Below are 21,065 nucleotides of genomic sequence, written 5' to 3'. Positions count from 1 at the left end.
GCTGTTTCCTCCTCATTCAAACGGATTTAGTTTTTTCTTTTGAAGAATTTGTTTTTGATTTAAAACGCGGGCGTCCGCCCCTCCAGAATTTAATCAGTTTTAATCCTGCCAAAATAGCTTGCCCGATTCGAAACTGAAAAATACATGAAAACTGTGTTTGTATAACTACAAGTTGAAATTGTGGAGTAACCGTTATTTTGGGCATTTCTTTCATTTTTAAATAATGGCTGAGCAATCCTACGATACTACCTTTGATTGCCCACAGTGCTCCAGTCAGTGTTCCTGTATGGGCTGCATCTCCAATACCGATCATCGAATGCCATTCAAAATGTTTTATTGTGACTTTGCTAAAAAACTTCCTAATAACCACATGCAAATTAAAAACATGCTGCAATAATTCTTTTGCCGTTTTAAGAGTATTAATTACATCGCCGGGTGTGATTTGATTTAACTTTTTTTCTCCTGTTTTTTCTGAAGGCTGCTCCTTCGGCTCTTTGGTTTTTACAATAACACTGGGAGAATTATCATCAATTTTTATCAAGGGAATATTAATTTTGTATTTAATTAAACCAAACCAAACCTTAAATTCGATCTTTAGGTCATCGTTATCATTATGATGATAGTAATTAATAGAAATCGTTAATTTTGTGAAAATGATAAGGATGAATAAGAACAAAAAAATTATAAGTGCGATGGTCAGCCAAATCAAATCGTTCACACCTTTCAGCTTATTAGTATCGCCCTATAGGAAAAAATTAAACCTATCAACATAGTTAATAGGTTTACCTTTTATTGCCTCTTTAACTCACTAAAAATTAATTTCATTCATAATTTCATATTGATTCAAAAAAATGCTAAAATCAATTCAGATTATTATAATTTTTCTTAAAATATTAGAGGGGGCACAATATATGGAAAAAAGACTTAATATATTTTTTTATTACAAACGGGATGAGGACATGTGTATTAAAGCAGCACCCCTTTTTGAACTGGCGGAGCGGTATGGCTTTACAATTGTGGAAGACTATCGAAAAGCAAACATTATTACCAGCATCGGTGATGATGATACATTTCTACAAGCTGTTAGGAAAACCGGCTTTCGTGATGATTGCCTTTATGCGGGGATTTCAACAAATAATAATTTAAGTATGTATTGTGACTTCCTGATCACCGATAAGTCCAAAATGGTTGAGGTTATAACTTCAAATGAACAATTAGAAGTTCGCCGGTATCCAACGATTGAAGTGGCTGTCGATGGACAGGGGACCTTCACCTGTTTAAATGAATTTAGCATTCGTTCATCGATTATTAAAACACTTGTAATCGATGTATTTGTTGACCAGCTTCACCTAGAAACTTTCCGGGGAGACGGACTGATTGTTTCAACACCTACCGGAAGTACTTCCTATAATAAATCGGTCAATGGTTCAATAGTGGACCCTTTAATTTCATGTATGCAAGTCAGTGAGGTGGCATCAGTCAATACCAACCTTTATCGAACGCTAGGGGCTTCCTTCATCTTAGGTAGCGATCGGACCCTTGGGCTTAGGGTCATTTCCGAGGGCAATGATCACCCGACAATGGGAATGGATAATGAAGCATTAAGCATCCGCCATGTTGAGAAAATTCAAATTAAATTAAGTGATAAAAAAATTAAAACGTTAAAACTAAGAGACAATTCTTTCTGGGATAAAGTTAAGAGAACGTTCTTATAAGAAAAGATTGCCCGTTAAGGAAGTACACTATGATCTGAAGCTGGACAGCAAATGAAAAACCTTATCCACTATTTATGGGATAAGGTTTTCAATTACATGCTTGCTCTTTTTTCTCTCCTCCATTTAAACTCTCCTTCAGATACTAACCTTGTTTTTGAAAGAGAGTAGATGGTTAACGCAGACCAAATGAACATAAAGGAAAGTAATTGGATTTTTGAAAAATGTTCATTATAGACGAATACCCCTAAAATCAAGGTCAATGTAGGTGAGATATATTGGATGAATCCCAGTAAGGATAAAGGTATTTTTTGGGCTCCTTTTGCAAAATAAAGAAGGGGCACAGCAGTAGCTGCACCTGCACCCATTAAGAACATGTCTGTTCCTCCACCTTGTGAAAAAAATGAACTGGAACCATTTAGAAGTAAGTATCCGATATAAATTGCCGCAATTGGTGTAACCACCAATGTTTCTAATGTTAAACCAACAGCCGATTCGACGTTAATCAGCTTTTTCGCTAAACCGTATAAGCCAAACGATAATGCTAAAATGATTGCAATCCATGGAAATTGCCCATGAGATATGGAAATAATCAACACACCGATAGCAGCCAACACAAAGGATACAAATTGGTAAGCTGTTAATTTTTCTTTTAAAACAAGCATCCCCAAAATAATACTAACAAGAGGATTTATATAATACCCCAGGCTCGCCTCAATCATATGGCCGCTATTCACTGCCCAAATGTAAACAAACCAATTTATACTTATCAATAAAGAGGCAAGAATTAATGCATACAACTGTTTTTTGTTTTGAGCAAACCCTTTTAATGTTTGCTGAAAAAGGCCCCATTTTTTTGTTAACAAAAGTATCACCGTCATAAAAATAAACGACCAAAAGACACGATTAGCGAGTATTTCTTTCGCATTGACACGATCCAAAAACTTCCAGTAGATCGGTAATAATCCCCATAATATATAGGAAAAACCGGCATGAATAACACCTATTTTTGTTTCATTTTTTTTCATATATTTTCCCTCCCTATTCTTTCTAGTTTCGAAATATTATTTATTATATCTTGAAACTACATGAATAGGGGTTTTTTTACTTATTTTTAATGAAAAAAAGCAGAAGGTGTTACACCGACTGCTTTTTTAGTTTTGCAAAATTTAATTTTGCTTTACTGATTTAAATTCTTTTTGACGAAGCTCAATCCTGCGAATTTTCCCCGAAGTTGTCTTTGGAAGCTCTGATACGTACTCTATTTTTCTTGGGTACTTATATGGCGCTGTAAGCGCTTTAACGTGTTCTTGAAGATCTTTAGTCAATTCCTGAGAAGTTAAATCTACTCCTTCTTGTAACACAACAAATGCTTTAACGATAAACCCGCGAATTTCATCGGGACTTGCTACTACCGCACATTCCTTAACAAATGGATGCTTGACAAGTGCATCCTCCACTTCAAAAGGTCCAATCGTATAACCGGAGCTAATTATAATATCATCACTTCGGCCTTCAAACCAAAAGTAACCATCTTCGTCCATTTTGGCTTTATCACCTGTAACATAATACTCACCGCGGAACTGCATCGCTGTTCTCTCCGGATCTTTGTAATAATTTTTGAATAAAGCGGGTGTTTCAACATGAACAGCAATATCACCTACTTCACCTACCGGACAAACTTCGCCTTCTTCATTGATAATTTCAACCCGATTACCGGGTGTCGGCCTACCCATGGAACCGGATTTTAACTCCATCCCCTTTGTAACGCCTACAAGTAATGTATTTTCCGTTTGTCCATAACCATCACGAACATTAACATTAAAATTTCTTTTAAATGTATCAATCACTTCTCTATTCAAAGGCTCACCGGCTGAGACCGCACTATGAAGGTTTGGTAATTGATATTCCGCTAAATTGTCTACCTTAGCCATTAACCGATATTCGGTCGGTGTACAACAAAGGACATTTACATCATATTTTTGCAGGAGACTCAAATACTTTTTCGGTTCAAATTTCCCGTTGTAAACTAAGCCGGTGCCACCCGAGCCAAGTACTGATAAAAAGGGGCTCCAAATCCACTTCTGCCATCCCGGTCCCGCAGTTGCCCAAACTGTATTGCCTTCTTCAATACAAAGCCAGTTTGCCGCTGCTGTCCTTAAATGAGCAAATGCCCAACCATGAGTATGCACAACTCCTTTTGGATTTCCTGTCGTTCCCGAGGTATAGGATAAAAAGGCCATATCATCTCTAAGTGTTTCAGCCATAGGGAATTCTTCCGAAAGCGTTTTCATTTCGTCATCTAACAGAATCCAGTCTTCCTCTTCCCCGCCAATCGAAAATTTAACGAGCGGCCGGCTGCTGCTAATATTTTTAAATTGGCCAACATAAGGATAGTAGCTTACAACTGCTTTTACATCACCGTGAGAAATACGGTATTGCAGTTCCTTTTCTCTTAGCATTTCAGAACTTGGAATAACGACCATACCGGTCTTTAATGCTGCTAAATAAACAACATAGGCCTCAATCAACCGCGGGACAATAACAAGAACAACATCGCCTTTTTTCAATCCACTTTGAACAAATGCATTTCCTGCCCGGTTCACCTTTTTTACTAATTGTTCGTATGTAACTTGTTTTGTTTCACCGGATTCACTTTCCCATTTAAGTGCCAATCTGTTCGGATCTTTTGCAAACCGCTCTACTTCAGAAACAAGATTATACTTTTCCGGAGCAATTAAATCTTCCCGTTTCATAATTATCCCCCTTTAAAAATAATCGGATCTCCCTCAGATTTATTATACAAAATTATTTTAAAATTTTAAATTATTATTCAAATAAAAATATTTTAAACCCATAGAAAAGAGAGCAGGATTACTCCCGCTCTCTGTAGCCATATTATTTATTTTTTATCGAGTGAAGCCTGCGCCGCCGCCTAATTGTGATTCAGCCATTGCGACTAAACGCTTAGTAATTTCACCACCAACAGAACCGTTAGCACGTGAAGTTGTGTCGCCACCAAGTTGTACACCAAATTCTGAAGCAATTTCATATTTCATTTGGTCAAGAGCTTGTTCAACACCTGGAACTAGTAATTGATTAGAATTATTGTTAGCCATGTGATAATCACCTCCTTGTGAGTATAGAATGTGTAGAACACACACGCTTCATTCCACTTTAAAATTGGTAATTGTTCACAAAAATTTAATATTTACTAAAATAATTCTTTAAACTCATTTTGTTGAATTTTTTCAGGTTTAAAATGAACGGTTTCGACCCCTTGTGCCGCTGCTTGAATCAATGGTTCAAAATCAAAAAAGCTTTCGTAATATTGCACTTTCTCTCTTCGGGGTTTTGTTTTTGGAGATGCGGGAACAAAGATTGTGCAGCAATCTTCAAACGGTCTGATCGAGATATCATGGGTATCTATTTCTTTAGCTATTTTTATTATATCTGTTTTATCCATCGTAATCAAAGGTCTTAAAATGGGGGTATTGGTTACTTCATTAATTGTATACATACTTTCTAATGTCTGACTTGCTACCTGGCCAAGACTCTCACCGGTAATGATTGCCAAACCCTCTTGTTTTTTTCTGATTTCATCGGTAATTCTAAGCATTAATCTTCTCGTCGTTGTCATTGAATAATTTTCCGGAACCTGTTGCCGAACCGCCTGCTGAATATTTGTAAATGGGACAATATGAAGGATCATGGAACCATATATTTCAGAAAGTTTTTTTGACAAGTCCATTACTTTTTCTTTTGACCTTTCACTCGTAAATGGGGGACTGAAAAAATGGACTGCTTCGATTTCCAGACCCCGTTTCATGGCCATATACCCTGCAACAGGACTGTCAATTCCGCCTGAAAGCATGAGCATTGCTTTTCCACCTGACCCAACAGGAAGACCGCCGGCACCTAAAATCGTCTCACAGGATAAATATACTGCTTCTTGTCTAACCTCAATTCGCAAATTAATATCAGGATTTTTCACATCCACTTTAATCCCCGGAATGTTTTTTAAAAGATGACCGCCAAAAGCTTGATTGATTTCATCCGTATCCAATTCAAATGTTTTATCTGACCTTTTTGCAGTTATTTTGAAGGTTTGACCTTCCCGGTAAAGACCGGAAACTAATTCAAGAGCGGACGTTTTCATCTCTAATAAGTCCCTTCCCACTTTAATAGCAGGACTAAATGATTGGATTCCAAATATTTTCTTTAATTTTTCTATAATTTCTTTCGCGTTTTCACCATTTAGTAAAATGTACATTCGATCCCGGCTAACTTCCATTTTTATTTTTGGATAGGAGGAAAGTGCAGTTTTAATACTTTTTCTTAGCTTGTCTACAAATTTATTGCGGTTTCGTCCTTTGGTTGATATTTCTCCGTAACGAATCAGTATACGATCATATTTCATCTAGCTCATTACCTTTCGTAAATGTTTAACAGCTTCCTCAATAGCTATTATGACAGTATTTGCTTCCTCTACTGTATTTTCAAATGATAAGCTTATTCGGATGGCGCTTTCAGCTAAGCCTTGAGAAACACCCATTGCTAAAAGAGTTTTACTTGGTGATTTTTTCTTTGAGGAACAGGCACTAGTTGTCGATACATAAATTCCTTTTTCCTCTAGGGTATGAATGAACACTTCAGATTTCATTCCTTTAATTGAAAAGTTTAAAATATGGGGTGCGGCATACTTAATTGGAGTATGAATTTGAATACCTTCAATCGAATTGAGTCCTGTTCTTAAAATACCTTGAACTTTTTTCATTCTTTCTATGCCTGGCTGATTCTTCTCAAATGTCATTCTCAGCGCCTTTGCCATTGCGACAGCGCCAGCCACATTTTCCGTGCCGCTGCGCATCTTCCATTCCTGATTTCCGCCGGTAAATAACGGGGAAATCCTTGCGCCCTCTCGAATAAAGAGGGCCCCGGTACCTTTTAATCCATGAAATTTATGTGCAGAAAGTGAACAAAAGTCAATTCGGCTTTCATGTAAAAGAAGTGGAACTTTGCCAATACTTTGTACGGCGTCAACATGAAATAAAATGTTTGGATGGTTTTTTAATAATTCTCCAATTTCTTTAATTGGTTGAATCGTTCCCACTTCATTATTTACATGCATAATCGAAATTAAAACCGTATTATCTTTTATTGCACTTTTGACCTCTTCTACTCTGACCCTTCCGCTCTGATCAACAGGCAAATATGTTATTTCAAAGCCGCTTTGTCCCAGCTGTTCCATTGTGGCTCTAACAGATGCATGCTCTATTCCGGTTGTAATTAAATGGCGTCCTTTATTTTTGTGCCAAAAGGCAGCACCCTTTATTGCCAAATTATTACTTTCAGTACCACCGGAGGTAAAAAAAATCTCAGTAGGTTTTGCTGTTAGAAGGCCGGCGACCTGTGTCCTTGCTTGAATTAAAAGCTTTTCAGCTTGTCCCCCTAAACCATGCAGTGAAGATGGGTTACCATAATATTCACTTGATACGGTTACAAAAGCATCTAAAACTTCTTTATATGGTTTGGTTGTAGCACTATTATCAAAATATATCATGGTCTTCCCCCATTCATAACCAAAAACACATTGCAAAAATAAATCTTATCATAGTTTTTGTCAAATTAAAAAGAATCGAGTCGTAAAATATTTACTCCAAGAATGCAAAAACCGATTCGGCCATGTGACTGAATCGGTTCTACTTTTTTATTTTGTTGCGACGGTGGTTTTAATTTTCTTCAGCGCTTCAGGATCAACTCCCTCAATTGATGCTGCAGCCTGTTCTAATGCATCCTGATAATCATAATGCCTAAACGCCTTTTCTGCCTCCGATAATCCTTTAGCAACAGAAGGATATTGACTGCGATATCGATTTCCATATTGAATCGCTTTTTCGGCGAGCATTACATTTTCTATCAATTCCATCGTGGAAGAAACAAGTTTTTCTACCGTTAAGATGGCAATCTCTAAATATTGATTGAGTGATGAAATGTTAAGCGGCTTTTCTTCAAGCTGATGTTTTACATTTTGAATACTTTCATTTGTATCCTCAACTAAATATTTATAATCATCCGGCAGCCCTGGAATATTACTTTTGGAAACCAATCGAAGCATTTCGCCTACTTTGTTTGTTAATTCCCTTATTTTTTCTCTCGCTACCAACTCATCTTTTCGAAGAGCTTGGAGCTTGTTTGCAAAATTTTGCTGTTCTTCTTGAATTACATCCAACTGTTCTTTTATTTCAGTTAATTCTGCGCTAATCGAAGTTTGGGCTGTTTCATTTATTTTTATTTTTTCACTTAAAATTTGATAGCGTTTATAAACAGAAGCCAATTCTTTTTCCAAAATTCTTTGTGTTTCAAAGTCATTTTCTGTTAAATGGTAACTTTGCTGCACATGAATAACTTCATTTGTAAGATGATCATACTCTTCTTGAACAGTTAAAAGGAGGTTTTTTGTTATTCTTTCATTTTGAACGACAAAATGTTTTGCATGTACTTCTTTTTCTAAATAATCGAAAAGGATGTCAATTCTATCCTTTGTTTCTTTAATTCCTTCTGCTGCTTTTTCAATTTCAGTTTCTTCAATCAGTCTTAAATGCTCCGTTAATTCCTCTTCCAATCGGCTGATTTCAGTTTCAAGCTCGATATGCTCTAAGTAATATCCTTGCTGTGACATTTCACGGAGCCCATCAATAACCTCTGAAAGCTGGTTTGGGAGAATCGATTGACATTCAATTATGAGCTGCGGTATTAAATCCATATGATTTTTTATTTTTCCAAGTTCGTTATGAATGGTTAAGACAATTTCACGGGCTTCAAGATAGTTGCCATGTTCTGTTTTCTCATCAAAATCATGAAATTTTTTTGACACGCCATCCAGGAGGACTTCTAAATGTTTTTCTGCTTTTCCGAAGCTGTGTCGGCGAGCAAGCAGCATTTTTTTAGTTTCCCTATATGATTCCTTCAACTGCTCAATCTCTACTCTGTTTTTTTCTTCACTGCCTACGAGCTCATGCAGCTCCTCCAATATCTTTTTAATTTGATCTTCCGTATCCTGCAATTTATTACCAATTGCACGTTGGATCCCTTTTGCTTTGTTAAATCGATATCGATCTATGTACTCTTCAGCGTCAAATAACATTTCTTCTAAATCCGGAAGTTTTACCGTTACGACATCATCCCATTGATTTCGCCAATGCTCAAAAAGCTCCTCAGTTTGTCCGGTCATATTCAGCTGTTTTACCTTGGACAATTCATCCAAAATAGGCCGATTTAGAATATCAATTTTCCAAGCTTCTAATCGATCCATTTCTTTAAAGTATTTTTTCTTTATTAAATATCCCAATACAAATATGGCTAGTAGCAGGATGAAAAATCCAATGAAATATTTCACATGAGGGCCCCCTGTTCCGCAGTACACAAGTTTCAATTGAAAGCTATTATTAAAACTATATATTAAAGATCACGAATGTTTAAGTTCAATGCTTTTATGATACCATGTATACGACAAGTTTTGACTATTAATTTCAATTTTTTTGTAAAAAGAAATCAAAAAAGAATGATTTGATACCAAAAAAAGATAGGAATATTGAAAATATTCAGCAATAAAGGATGATAAAAGGTTATAGAGGGATAACCGGTGCGGAAAAAAATTCTCAGCATGGAGAACTACAAATATTTCTCATGTCAAAAAGCACCTCGCCGATAATAATCAGCTAGTGCTTTAAAAATTTCTCAAAATATATAATGGTCATGCCTATTTAATAAATGCCTCTTTCTTTTCTCTGATTTCAAAACTTAACGTTTTATCTATCCAAATATTGATTTCTTTTAAATATTTTTGCTCAAAGAATGGTTCGTTCGGAAAAATGTATAATACTTCCCTTAAATAATGTGTATTCATAAATGGCATCATCAATAAGCCCTTAAGTTGGATAATCAAATAGGGAATAGAGACGGGACGGAATTCATTCCATTCAAATCCTTTTTCAAATATTTTTTGAAAATAGTATTTCTCTTTAAGAGAATAGGTTGACATGATTTCCCGTACAACTTGAGAATCCAACGACATTTCGCGATACACTACACTTGCAAGATGGTTATTTTCACATTGATAATGTAGTAAATTAGCAACCATACGTTTCAAACAACCTTTTGCTCCCTGATCAATTAATGCATATGCTTCTTCGATTTTATTGAGGTATTGTTCAAAAAAGCAGGTAAAGCAATATTCTAACAAACCAAGTTTATTATCAAAATAGTACGCAATAGTAGCAATATTTACATTCGCTAGCTCAGCAATATCTCTGATAGACGTTCCGGAGAATCCATTCGAATTAAAAAGTGAGATTGCTGCGTTTACAATTGCTTCTTTTGAATTTTTTTTCACTTGTATTCCCCCTGTAGAGTCTACATTTAAACTCATTACCTAATGATTCTTTGAAATCCTTATTTAATCCTTTATGAAAATGTCGACAAAATATGCCCATTTTCATCTGTTTTTGATAAAATACTGAATAAACTTTAAGAGAGATTGGTGAAAAAAAATGTTTAACGTCGAAATGTATAATAAAAGCCGCCTTGAAAATTATGAACTTGTCAAAAAGCAACTTAGGGCACTGCTTCACGATGAGAAAAATCAAATTGCCAATCTTAGCAATACTTCTGCATTATTAAATCAATTTCTTGACCGTATTAACTGGGTAGGATTTTATTTAATGGATGGCAATTATGAACTTGTTTTAGGTCCCTTTCAAGGCCTTCCGGCATGTATTCGGATTCCTGTTGGAAAAGGAGTTTGCGGTGCAGCGGCAAAGGATAAAAAAACTGTCCGTGTAAATGACGTCAATCAATTCCCAGGTCATATTGCCTGTGACGCGGCTTCACAATCGGAAATCGTTATTCCACTAATAAAGAACGGCCAAATAATCGGCGTTCTAGATATTGATTCACCTGAAAAAAATCGCTTTGATGAAATGGACCAAGAAAAATTAGAAGAGTTTGTAGACGTCTTAATGGAATATATTTAATCAGAAGAGCACGGAAAAAATTTTCCCGTGCTCTTTTTTAGATTTTCTCTAATGCCTGTTCAAGATCCGTTCTGATATCCTCCCATGCTTCAAGGCCAACTGATAACCGAAGCAAATTATCTTCGATCCCCATCTTTATCCTGTCTTCTTTTGGCACAACTGCATGTGTCATAGTTGTCGGATGCTGAATCAACGTCTCTGCATCGCCTAGGCTGACAGCAATTTTAATCAGTCCTAATTGATTTATTAATTTTTGTGCCGTTTCTTTTGTACCTTTAACTGAAAATGAAATAAGACCGCCTGGTTTTTTCATTTGTTTTTGCATAGTAGCATAATCCGGGTGTTCATTATCACCGGGAAAATAAACGTGTTCAATTTTTGGATGATCTTTTAAAAAGGCAAAAAGCCTATCAGCATTTTCACAATGCCGATCCATGCGAACAGGCAGTGTTTTCAAGCCCCTGATCAATAACCAAGCATCGAATGGCGATATAATGCCCCCGATATCTTTCTGAGTCGTACGCGAAACTTTTTGAATAAATTCGTTCTTACCGATAACCAAACCGGCAATCACATCACCATGACCACAAATATATTTTGTAGCACTATGAATAACGATATCGCAACCGTAAATTAGTGGAGTTTGTAAGTAGGGAGAGCAAAAGGTATTATCGACGACCACCGGGATTCCTTTTTCCTTTGCAATACGTGCAATCAACTCTAGGTCGACTAGCTTCATCGTGGGATTTATCGGAGTTTCAACATAAATACATGCGGTATTTGGCAGTATTTCATTTTCTAAAGTTTCAATTGAATTCATAAGTGAAAAATCGTGCCCAATATCATATTTTTCTTTTAGTAATTGCATCAGCCCAAATGTACTTCCGTACACGCCCTGTGAACAAAGTATATGATCACCTGTTTTGGTTAAAGCAACCAAAACAGCGGAAACAGCCGCCATTCCTGATGAAAATGCTAATGCACGTTCCCCTTTTTCAAGTTCGGCCATCCGGTCTTCCAGTATTTTCACAGTCGGATTGCCTAAGCGTGAATAAATATATCCATCTTCCTGTCCGGCAAACCTTTTTTCTCCTTGTTCGGCACTGGCAAACGTGAATGTCGATGTTTGATATAAGGGAGGTATTAAACTTCCAAGGAATTCATTTGAATTATAACCGGCATGTATCACTTCAGTTTCAAAACGCCAATTCTTTTCTTTCACTGTGGGCCCTCCTTAATTGAAATCGCTTTCATTTTATAACTCTTTCTATAGCATATGACCTTTGATCACAAATAGTTAAGGCATTCCCTAAAGCTGAATGCCTTAACTTGCTCTTATGCTGTTCCGCTGGGAAACTACCTTGTTTTTCCCTGTCCCCTTTGCAATGTAAAGTGCTTCATCTGCACGTTTAAATAAATAATTATAGGAATCCAGCCGATCCTTACTCCAATAGGAAACACCACATGACACTGTAATATGGGGATTTGAATAATGCGCCACTCTTTCAACTACCCTCTCAGCGATCCCCACTCCTGTTTCAAGGGTAACTTTAGGAAGATAAACAGCCAGTTCTTCGCCACCCCAGCGAGCTCCTACATCATTTCCACGTATATTCCCTTTTATTAGGTTTGCCACTTGAATTAGTACCTCGTCGCCTACCTGATGTCCATAAGTATCATTAATGTCTTTAAAATTATCAATATCTATAATGATAAATGTACCTTCCTCATCATGTTTCATCGACCATTTGATTTTTTCATCCAAATAATTACGGGAATGCAGCTTTGTTAAATGGTCAGTTATGATCATCTGCTCTAATTCTTCTCGAAGCATAGAATTGGTGAGTGCCAGTGAGGAATGATGTATTAACGATTGTAAGAGCTTAAAGGTATCAAATGAAAAAAAATAAGGTTCCTGATGCATGACGATTGAAAACCCTTTCAGATTTTCACTTTCAAACATCGGAATAGCCATTACAGAACGAAAGTATGTACTATCAGTCATTTTTGGAAGATTTAAATCTCCAATAAACAAAGAATCTTTTTCTTGATGAATTTTATCTTTTATAAAATCAATATATATTCGAGCTTGTTTCGTTGAAAAGAATGGGGTTGAACCAGGTAATACATTTGCTTTTATTTGATCATGGGAGAACAGGAAGAAACCAACTTCCTGTGAATCAAAAGAATGTTTGATTTGTTCACTCATATACGTCATCGTTTCAGCTAAACGCAAATTAGAATTTAAACGATGGGAAGTCTCATTTATTAATTGCAAATCAGAAATAACCCGCCTTGATTGCTGATAGAGCTGGGCATTTTCCAGTGCTCCACCGGCTGCATTTGCAAATAAAGTAATAAATTCTATTTCATTTTTAGGAAATTCAAGTGTATTTGGAGCTATAACCTGTAAAACTCCGTAAACTCCCTGTTTCCCTTTAAATGGCGCATAAAGGATCGATCGCTTTTCTTCCAGTGAAAATTCCATTTGTATATTTCCTGAAACGTAGGACTGCATTGCTGTTATATTTTCACTATCATATTCAAGGTCTATAATCGGTAATTCATTATCGATGTAATTATCCTGAGAAAGGAGCAAATAATAAGAAAAAGATGGATATAACTGCTCGAGAGAAACGATTATTTCCCGTAGCAGGGCATCCTTATCCAATAGCGAATGGAAGGCTTCAGTAACTAAAAATAACTGCTTATATTTATTTTCCTCATTTTGTAAAAACAACTCTTTTTTAAGTGCATCCATCCAACATCACCTATTTTTCTAATTCCAAAAATATACATCATATCCTAATTATAGTGAATATCGGACAATTTTTGTAAACTTTTTTTGAATAATTTTTAACTTTTCTTATTTATACTTTTAATCAATTTCTAAAATAATCTTGACTTTAATGCAATTAAAATTATATAATATTTTTTGTGTAAAATATTGCAGCCTATGTGAACACTTTAATAGTCTCATTTTGTTCCTCATAATGACATATTTCTATTATGATGGTGCATCTTGTAACTCTCTGCTGCTAGGGCGAAGGTGCATGAAAACAAAATGGCTTTCATTGTCGTTTCATAACGGTTTTTATTTTACCAAAAAAATAAAAACACGAAGGAGGAGTCATTCATGGCTCGTTATACTGGCTCAAGCTGGAAAATCTCTCGTCGTCTTGGAATTTCTCTAAGCGGCACAGGTAAAGAATTAGATAAGCGTCCTTACGCTCCTGGACAACATGGTCCAAACCAACGCAAAAAGCTTTCTGAATACGGATTACAATTACAAGAAAAACAAAAACTTCGTCACATGTACGGAGTAAATGAGCGCCAATTCCGTAATCTTTTTGATAAAGCCGGGAAACTCTCAGGTAAACACGGCGAAAACTTCATGATTCTTCTTGAATCACGTCTTGACAACGTAGTTTACCGTTTAGGTTTGGCACGTACTCGTCGTGCTGCTCGTCAGTTAGTTAACCACGGTCACATCTTAGTTGATGGATCTCGCGTTGATATCCCATCATACCGTTTAACTGCCGGTCAAACAATCAGCCTTCGTGAAAAATCACGTAACCTTGATGTTGTTAAAGAAGCAGTAGAAGTAAACAACTTCGTTCCTGATTTCTTATCATTCGATGCTGATAAACTTGAAGGTACTTTCACTCGCTTACCAGAGCGTTCTGAACTTCCTGCAGAAATTAACGAAGCTCTTATCGTTGAGTTCTACTCTCGTTAATCCTTCAGTTCCTAACCCCTTGGAAACTTCCAAGGGGTTATTTTTTTCTTTGAAATAATAAACCCTTGGAAGTTTCCAAGGGTTATTGTCATAAAATATTAATATTTAATCAAGGAGTATTTCTTTTTACCTCTTCTGATAATCGTAAACAGACCTTCAATCCGATCCGTTTCTTGGAGAACGTAAGAGGTATCGGTTACCTTTTCCCCATTAATAGTAATAGCACCATTACTGATATCTTCACGGGCTTGACGCTTTGAAGGAGAAATCCCTGCTGCCACTAATAAATCAACAAGGTTGCCTTCTGTCGCACTTGCCTCAAAGGATGGAACATCTTTAAAGCCTTGTTTAATTTCCGCAGCAGAAAGGGTTTTAACATCGCCGCTAAATAAGGCATTGGAAATCTTTATTGCTTGTTCTAGTGACGCGTCGCCATGAATAAGGCGGGTCATTTCTTCTGCTAATGCCTTTTGTGCTTTACGCAGATGCGGCTCTTCCTGAACAGAAGCTTCTAACTGCTCAATTTCCTCATGTGATAAGAAAGTAAAGTACTTTAAGTATTTCACGACGTCAGCATCCGCTGTATTAATCCAGAACTGATAAAATTCGTAAGGAGTTGTTTTTTCCGGATCAAGCCAGACTGCACCGCTTTCCGATTTCCCGAATTTTGTCCCATCTGCTTTCGTAACAAGAGGAATCGTTAAGCCAAAGGCTTTGGAGCCTTCCGGCTGCATTTTACGGATTAATTCCAAACCGGAGGTAATATTACCCCACTGGTCACTGCCGCCGATTTGTAATCTGCAATTTTGGTTTTCATATAAATGTAGAAAATCCAAAGCCTGAAGAATTGTATAAGTAAACTCTGTAAACGAGATACCTGTCTCAAGACGGGATGCAATTGTATCCTTCGCAAGCATGTAATTAACACCAATATGCTTACCGATATCCCGTAAGAAGGTAACGATATCCATTGAACCGGCCCAATCATAGTTATTCACCATAATTGCACCATTTTCACCATCAAACTCAAAGATTGATTCTAACTGTTTTTTAATACCTGCAACATTATCTTGAACGGTTTCCAAGGTTAACAGTTTACGTTCTTCACTTTTTCCGCTTGGATCACCAATTAGACCCGTTGCCCCTCCCACTAAAACGATAGGACGGTGGCCATGCTCCTGAAAGCGACGAAGCGTTAAAAACGGCAGCAGGTGCCCAATGTGCATACTGTCAGCTGTCGGGTCAACACCGCAATAGAGTGAAATTTTTTCCTTGCCTAACGCATTTTTTATTCCTTCTTCATCCGTCTGCTGATAAATAATGCCTCTCCACGCTAAATCCTGTAATAATTCCATGCTAAATCCCTCCATTTGTTCTCAATCCAAGTCTAATAAAAAACAAAAACGCCCCTGCACATATGCAGGGACGAAAATTTCGCGGTACCACCCGGCTTGAGGAAAATTTCCTCCAACTCAAAAAGTTAACGGTTTCGACCGTTCTCCGCTACTACTATTTTCACGGCGAAAGCTCTAGGATGTAATTCATTCTTCTATATGTGTCAGCTTCCACCAAACGCTGACTCTCTACGAACAGGGATAGAAGAACTACTGGATTCCCTTCACAGCTTACTATTGAAATTAAATTTATTTTTACCATAATATCTTACAACTGTCAAACCTGAATCGGATATATCAGAAAAATGTAGAAGCTTGTCATTTTTTAGAAGGCTATATGCTATAATGTATGTGATTTTATAAGAGGTGATGCTATGAAAGAAAAGCTGCAGGTATGGACTGAAAAAATAAAACCGGCAATAGACTTGATTACCCATAAAAAAACAGTAAAAAAAGCACGAATTACCTACCAAGTAGTTTGGAACTTAGTTCTTTTATTTTTAACAGTAATCGTACTTGGAGGAGCTTTTGCAACAGGTGTCGGTGCAGGCTATTTCGCCTCACTTGTTAAGGACGAGCCCGTCCGTTCATACAGTAGTATGAAAAAAGATATCTATGATTATAACGAAACTTCTGATCTCTATTTTTCTGATAATGTTTATCTTGGAAAACTTCGGTCTGATCTGGAACGGGAGGAAGTCAAGATAGATCAAGTATCAGATTACTTAGTCAAAGCAATTGTGGCTACCGAGGACGAATACTTTTATCAGCACAAGGGCGTTGTCCCTAAAGCTGTTTTTCGTGCTCTTTTTCAGGAAGTCACAAACTCCTCTGTCCAATCAGGCGGTAGTACTTTAACCCAGCAATTAATTAAAAATCAAATTTTAACAAATGAAGTTTCATTCCAACGAAAAGCAAATGAAATATTACTTGCCCTTCGCTTAGAGAAATTCTTCACAAAAAAAGAAATACTTGAAGCATACTTAAACGTTTCAACCTTTGGAAGAAATGCTTCAGGACGAAACATTGCCGGGGTTCAAGCGGCAGCAAAAGGAATCTTCGGAAAAAATGCCAAAGATTTAACCCTTCCTCAAGCAGCATTTATTGCCGGCTTACCTCAAAGTCCTTTTGGGTATACACCTTTTACAAAAGAAGGAAAATTGAAAGACAACCTTAAACCGGGTCTTACCCGAATGAAAACAGTCTTAAAAAGAATGTATGATGGCGGATACATAAACCAAAAGCAGTATGCAGAAGCATCAGCTTATGATATTACCAAAGATTTTACAGAACCGACTGTTAATCCAATCGAAAAATACCCATGGCTTACGCTGGAAATTGAAAAGCGTTCGATTGATGTGCTTGCCGCGGTGTTAGCAAAAAAAGATGGATACAGTGAGAAAGATTTAAAAAACGATGATAATCTTCATTATAAATACCAATTATTAGCTAACCATGATTTGCATCAAAATGGATATAAAATCCATACGACCATTAACAAAGATATCTATGATGCAATGCAGATAGTAAAGGATCATTACCCTTCTTATGGCCCTGATAAACCTCAGGAAAAAGTAGACCCCGAAACAGGTGAAAAGAAAACAGTAATGGAGCCGGTGGAAGTCGGAGCAGAGCTCATTGAAAATAAGACAGGTGCTATTATCAGCTTTGTTGGCGGAAGAGATTACAACAAACAACAGCTGAATCATGCTACAAGTGCAATCAGGCAAAATGGTTCAACAATGAAGCCTCTTCTTGTTTATGGTCCTGCAATTGATTTAGGAATAGCTTCACCCGGGACACCGTTACCTGACGTGGCATTAAGCCTCAATCCGGCCAGCAGCAGTCCTTGGCCACATAACTATGACCTCAGGTACAGCGGTTTGGTTTCAGCAAGATATGCACTAGCGAAGTCCTACAATGTACCAGCGGTAAAGCTTTATAGTGAGATTGTCAATCAGCGGCCTGCTAAATATCTTGAAAAGATGGGCTTTTCCTCTCTTCGAAGTGATGATTATACAAACCTGGCAACAGCGATTGGATCCATGAAGAATGGGGTAACGATTGAAGAAAATACGAATGCCTTCACCACTTTTGCTAATGGCGGAAAATTTATTGACGCTTATTTAATTGATAAAATTGTTGATAAAAAAGGCAAAACCATTTACCGCCATGAAGTAAAACCTGTTGATGTATTTAAACCACAAACGGCATACCTGACACTTGATATGATGCGTGATGTTGTAAAAATGGGGACAGCTTCGGGAATTAACAGAAGACTGAAATTTAAAACGGATTGGGCAGGAAAAACCGGAACAGGGGTAAATTATTATGATTCCTGGTTCGTTGCGACAAACCCGAATGTTACATTTGGGATTTGGACAGGATATGATACTCCGAAATCATTACAATCCTCCGGATCATTGTCATATAGCCAAAGAACAAATAATTTATGGGTTGATTTAATCAATACTGCTTATGCGATAAAGCCTGATTTAATCAGTCCAAAAGAATCATTTCAAATGCCGGGCGGGATTGTAAATCGTACAATTTGTGCTGTTTCCGGTTTACTGCCTTCAGCCGCCTGCTCTAATGCAGGATTGCTTGAGAGAGATTACTTTAACGTAAATAATGTTCCGACAAAACAAGATGATAGCTTAATCCAAGGAAATTTCGTTCAAATTAATGGTAAGAAATACTTGGCCTTGGATTCGACACCGGGTGACTTTGCCCAAAAGGGCATGATTTTAAATCCGGATTTTATTACTCAAATGGTCGGAAAGAATTTCAGAAATACAAGTCAGCTCATTCCACAGAAAGATCGCTGGGCTAATATACTCGTTTCTAATGCGAAGATGGTAGATAACGGGAAAACTCCTGATAGCGTTATGTTAGCTGTTTCAGGAAACATATTAACCTGGTCAACTTCTGCCGATAATGATGTGATTGGTTATCGTGTTTATCAGCATAATGTTTTCCCGACAAGGGTAGCAAGTATAAAAAGCGGTTCCAGCCTTTCATATACGGCATCAGAGGGTACTTATTATGTTACAGCTGTGGATATAGCCGGTCATGAATCAGCACCTTCCAACGAAGTTGTTATTGGAAGTTTACCAACTCCGAAGGAGATATTCATAGAAAAACCTGCACCGGAAAAATAGGTGCGGGTTTTCTTGTTGAAGGACAGTTTCGCTGTCGATTATAAAAAACCCGCACCAGATAATAATTGGTGCGGGCTTTTTATTATTGGTCTAGTCTTCCATTGTTGAAAGATCACCGGCAGGTAAATTGAGTTCCCAGGCTTTCAAGACACGTCGCATAATTTTACCGCTTCTTGTTTTTGGAAGCTTATCGCGGAAATCAATTTCCCTTGGTGCTGCATGTGCAGCAAGGCCGTGTTTCACAAACTGCCTAATTTCCTCTTTTAATTCATCTGACGGTTCATAACCATCCCGGAGTGCTATAAAGGCTTTAATAATTTCTCCACGAACAGGGTCAGGCTTACCGATTACACCTGCTTCAGCAACAGCCGGATGCTCTACAAGCTTGCTCTCAACTTCAAACGGGCCAACCCGTTCACCCGAAGTCATAATCACATCATCAATTCGGCCTTGGAACCAGAAATAGCCATCTTCATCCATGTAGGCTGAATCTCCTGAAAAATACCAGCCGCTAGGCATAAAATAAGACTCATATTTCTCAAGGTTATTCCAAATGGTATGCATCATTGACGGCCAACCTTTTTTAATAGCAAGGTTCCCCATCCGATATGGAGGAAGTTCATTACCATGATCATCTACAATTGCAGCGATAACGCCCGGAATAGGTTTACCCATTGAGCCAGGCTTTAATGTCATACATGGATAGTTGCAGATAAGCTGTGCACCCGTTTCGGTCATCCACCATGTATCATGAATACGATGGTTAAATACTTTAACTCCCCATTTTACAACTTCAGGGTTTAATGGTTCGCCTACACTTAAAATATGGCGGAGGCTGCTTAAATCAAACTTCTTGACGATTTCGTCACCTGCACCCATTAACATACGAAAAGCAGTTGGAGCACTATACCAAACGGTTACACCAAAATCTTCAATCATTTTATACCAGGTTTCAGGGCTAAAACGTCCGCCAATAATCACATTTGACGCCCCTGTTAACCATGGACCAAAGATACCGTACGAAGTCCCGGTTACCCATCCTGGGTCTGCTGTACACCAGTAAACATCATCCTCTTTTAAATCAAGAACCCATTTTGCCGTTTGATAATGCTGAATCATCGCATTATGTACATGTAATACACCTTTTGGTTTTCCGGTTGAGCCTGAAGTATAGTGAAGGATAAGACCATCAGTCCTGTCCACCCATTCAATCCTTAATTTTTTACTTGCTCCTTCGAATTGCTTTAAGAAATTATGGTATATTCCTTTTTCTTCCACATTATTACCAATTAGGAAAATATGCTTTAAGGACGGAAGCTCACTAACGGGTATCCGATCCAATAATTCCGGTGTGGTAACAAGTACCTTTGCTTCGCTGTCTTGCAGGCGGTCCCTTACAGCACCTTCCATAAAAGCCTCAAATAATGGACCTACGATGGCTCCAAGCTTAATGGCACCCAAAACAGTAAAATAAAGCTCCGGTGATCGAGGCATAAAAATAAATACGCGATCCCCTTTTTCTACATCTCCATACGTTTTTAGAACATTCCCTGCCTTGTTGGAAAGGTCTTTCATTTCTTTAAAGGTGTACTTTTCGTTTCTGGATCCATCTCTGTAGTAGAGGGCAATTTTATTTTTACGGAAGGTTTCTGCATGTCGGTCAATGGCTTCATACGCCATATTGACAAGATTTGTCTCATGCCATGTGAATTCCTTTTCTGTATCATTCCAGTTAAAATGCTTGTACATTTCATCATAATTGTTGAGATTGTACTCCCCTTGCACAACCGGTAACGCTTCCACTTTCATTCAAATTCCCCCTTTTGATTTTTCATGAGATAATTATATTACAAATAGTGACTATTCTCAATTTTTAAAATTATTTTTAAAGAATAATTTACATTTCAATTATAATGTAAATAGACTTAAAATATTTTCCGATAAAACAGAAAATTTTGTGAAGGCGCTTTAAATCAATAGAATTTATGTATAATAGAATTGAAACTCGAAAGTTTTATCAAGAG

Annotated in this window: 16 protein-coding genes and 1 other annotated feature; of the genes, 4 read left to right on the top strand and 12 right to left on the bottom strand. The window is 37.3% G+C overall.

Translation table 11 applies throughout. From position 1 onward, the window contains the following. Positions 1-16 precede the first annotated feature (16 nt). On the bottom strand, positions 17-718 hold the full coding sequence (locus tag AC3ANV_RS06180) for a DUF2953 domain-containing protein (RefSeq protein ID WP_488312769.1): 702 nt from the start codon (positions 716-718) through the stop codon (positions 17-19). Positions 719-911: 193 nt separating this feature from the next. Here AC3ANV_RS06180 and AC3ANV_RS06175 point away from each other — a divergent pair, with 193 nt between their 5' ends. Then, positions 912-1,715, top strand: a complete 804-nt coding sequence (locus AC3ANV_RS06175; protein ID WP_488312768.1) for an NAD kinase — start codon at positions 912-914, stop codon at positions 1,713-1,715. Between the two features lie 92 nt (positions 1,716-1,807). Here AC3ANV_RS06175 and rarD read toward each other — a convergent pair whose 3' ends face one another. From rarD to refZ, 7 genes are all read right to left on the bottom strand, one after another. Further along, a complete protein-coding gene (gene rarD / locus AC3ANV_RS06170) occupies positions 1,808-2,740 on the bottom strand; it encodes an EamA family transporter RarD (RefSeq protein WP_488312767.1) in 933 nt (310 codons plus the stop codon). 141 nt (positions 2,741-2,881) lie between these two features. Continuing rightward, the gene (gene mbcS / locus AC3ANV_RS06165) at positions 2,882-4,468 is read right to left on the bottom strand and encodes an acyl-CoA synthetase MbcS (RefSeq protein WP_488312766.1); all 1,587 of its coding nucleotides are present in this window, start codon (positions 4,466-4,468) and stop codon (positions 2,882-2,884) included. A gap of 153 nt (positions 4,469-4,621) precedes the next feature. After that, a complete protein-coding gene (locus AC3ANV_RS06160; protein WP_488312765.1) occupies positions 4,622-4,831 on the bottom strand; it encodes an alpha/beta-type small acid-soluble spore protein in 210 nt (69 codons plus the stop codon). A 95-nt stretch (positions 4,832-4,926) separates the two neighbouring features. Next, positions 4,927-6,132, bottom strand: coding sequence for a tRNA uracil 4-sulfurtransferase ThiI (gene thiI / locus AC3ANV_RS06155; protein WP_488312764.1), 1,206 nt, complete (start codon positions 6,130-6,132; stop codon positions 4,927-4,929). Further along, entirely contained in the window at positions 6,133-7,275 is a 1,143-nt protein-coding gene (locus AC3ANV_RS06150) for a cysteine desulfurase family protein (RefSeq protein WP_488312763.1), read from the bottom strand. A gap of 147 nt (positions 7,276-7,422) precedes the next feature. Then, a complete protein-coding gene (gene ezrA / locus AC3ANV_RS06145) occupies positions 7,423-9,111 on the bottom strand; it encodes a septation ring formation regulator EzrA (RefSeq protein WP_488312762.1) in 1,689 nt (562 codons plus the stop codon). Between the two features lie 363 nt (positions 9,112-9,474). Then, positions 9,475-10,107, bottom strand: coding sequence for a forespore capture DNA-binding protein RefZ (gene refZ / locus AC3ANV_RS06140; RefSeq protein ID WP_488312761.1), 633 nt, complete (start codon positions 10,105-10,107; stop codon positions 9,475-9,477). A gap of 157 nt (positions 10,108-10,264) precedes the next feature. Here refZ and AC3ANV_RS06135 point away from each other — a divergent pair, with 157 nt between their 5' ends. Continuing rightward, on the top strand, positions 10,265-10,747 hold the full coding sequence (locus tag AC3ANV_RS06135) for a GAF domain-containing protein (protein WP_488312760.1): 483 nt from the start codon (positions 10,265-10,267) through the stop codon (positions 10,745-10,747). A 37-nt stretch (positions 10,748-10,784) separates the two neighbouring features. On the opposite strand, the gene megL is transcribed toward AC3ANV_RS06135, so the two are convergent. Continuing rightward, positions 10,785-11,969: a methionine gamma-lyase gene (gene megL / locus AC3ANV_RS06130; RefSeq protein WP_488312759.1), complete on the bottom strand. Its 1,185-nt coding sequence runs from the start codon at positions 11,967-11,969 to the stop codon at positions 10,785-10,787. A 102-nt stretch (positions 11,970-12,071) separates the two neighbouring features. Next, positions 12,072-13,508, bottom strand: a complete 1,437-nt coding sequence (locus AC3ANV_RS06125) for a sensor domain-containing diguanylate cyclase (protein WP_488312758.1) — start codon at positions 13,506-13,508, stop codon at positions 12,072-12,074. Positions 13,509-13,883: 375 nt separating this feature from the next. Between AC3ANV_RS06125 and rpsD the strand changes: the two genes are divergently transcribed. Then, positions 13,884-14,486 carry a 30S ribosomal protein S4 gene (gene rpsD / locus AC3ANV_RS06120; RefSeq protein WP_488312757.1) on the top strand — a complete coding sequence of 201 codons (603 nt, stop codon included), beginning with the start codon at positions 13,884-13,886 and terminating at the stop codon, positions 14,484-14,486. Positions 14,487-14,584: 98 nt separating this feature from the next. Here the strand turns inward: rpsD and tyrS are convergent, their stop codons facing one another. Continuing rightward, a complete protein-coding gene (gene tyrS / locus AC3ANV_RS06115; RefSeq protein WP_488312756.1) occupies positions 14,585-15,841 on the bottom strand; it encodes a tyrosine--tRNA ligase in 1,257 nt (418 codons plus the stop codon). A gap of 63 nt (positions 15,842-15,904) precedes the next feature. Continuing rightward, positions 15,905-16,117 (bottom strand) — a binding site (T-box leader). A gap of 137 nt (positions 16,118-16,254) precedes the next feature. On the opposite strand from tyrS, the gene AC3ANV_RS06110 reads away from it, so the two are divergent. Continuing rightward, positions 16,255-19,041: a transglycosylase domain-containing protein gene (locus AC3ANV_RS06110; protein ID WP_488312755.1), complete on the top strand. Its 2,787-nt coding sequence runs from the start codon at positions 16,255-16,257 to the stop codon at positions 19,039-19,041. Positions 19,042-19,131: 90 nt separating this feature from the next. Here the strand turns inward: AC3ANV_RS06110 and acsA are convergent, their stop codons facing one another. Beyond that, positions 19,132-20,850 (bottom strand): acetate--CoA ligase, encoded by a 1,719-nt coding sequence (acsA, locus tag AC3ANV_RS06105; protein ID WP_488312754.1) that lies wholly within the window; start codon positions 20,848-20,850, stop codon positions 19,132-19,134. Positions 20,851-21,065: the final 215 nt, after the last annotated feature.

It is taken from the genome of Neobacillus sp. DFD-2R, assembly GCF_057747865.1.
The sequence above is the reverse complement of the archived record's forward strand: the minus strand, read 5'-3'. Positions and strand labels throughout refer to the sequence as shown.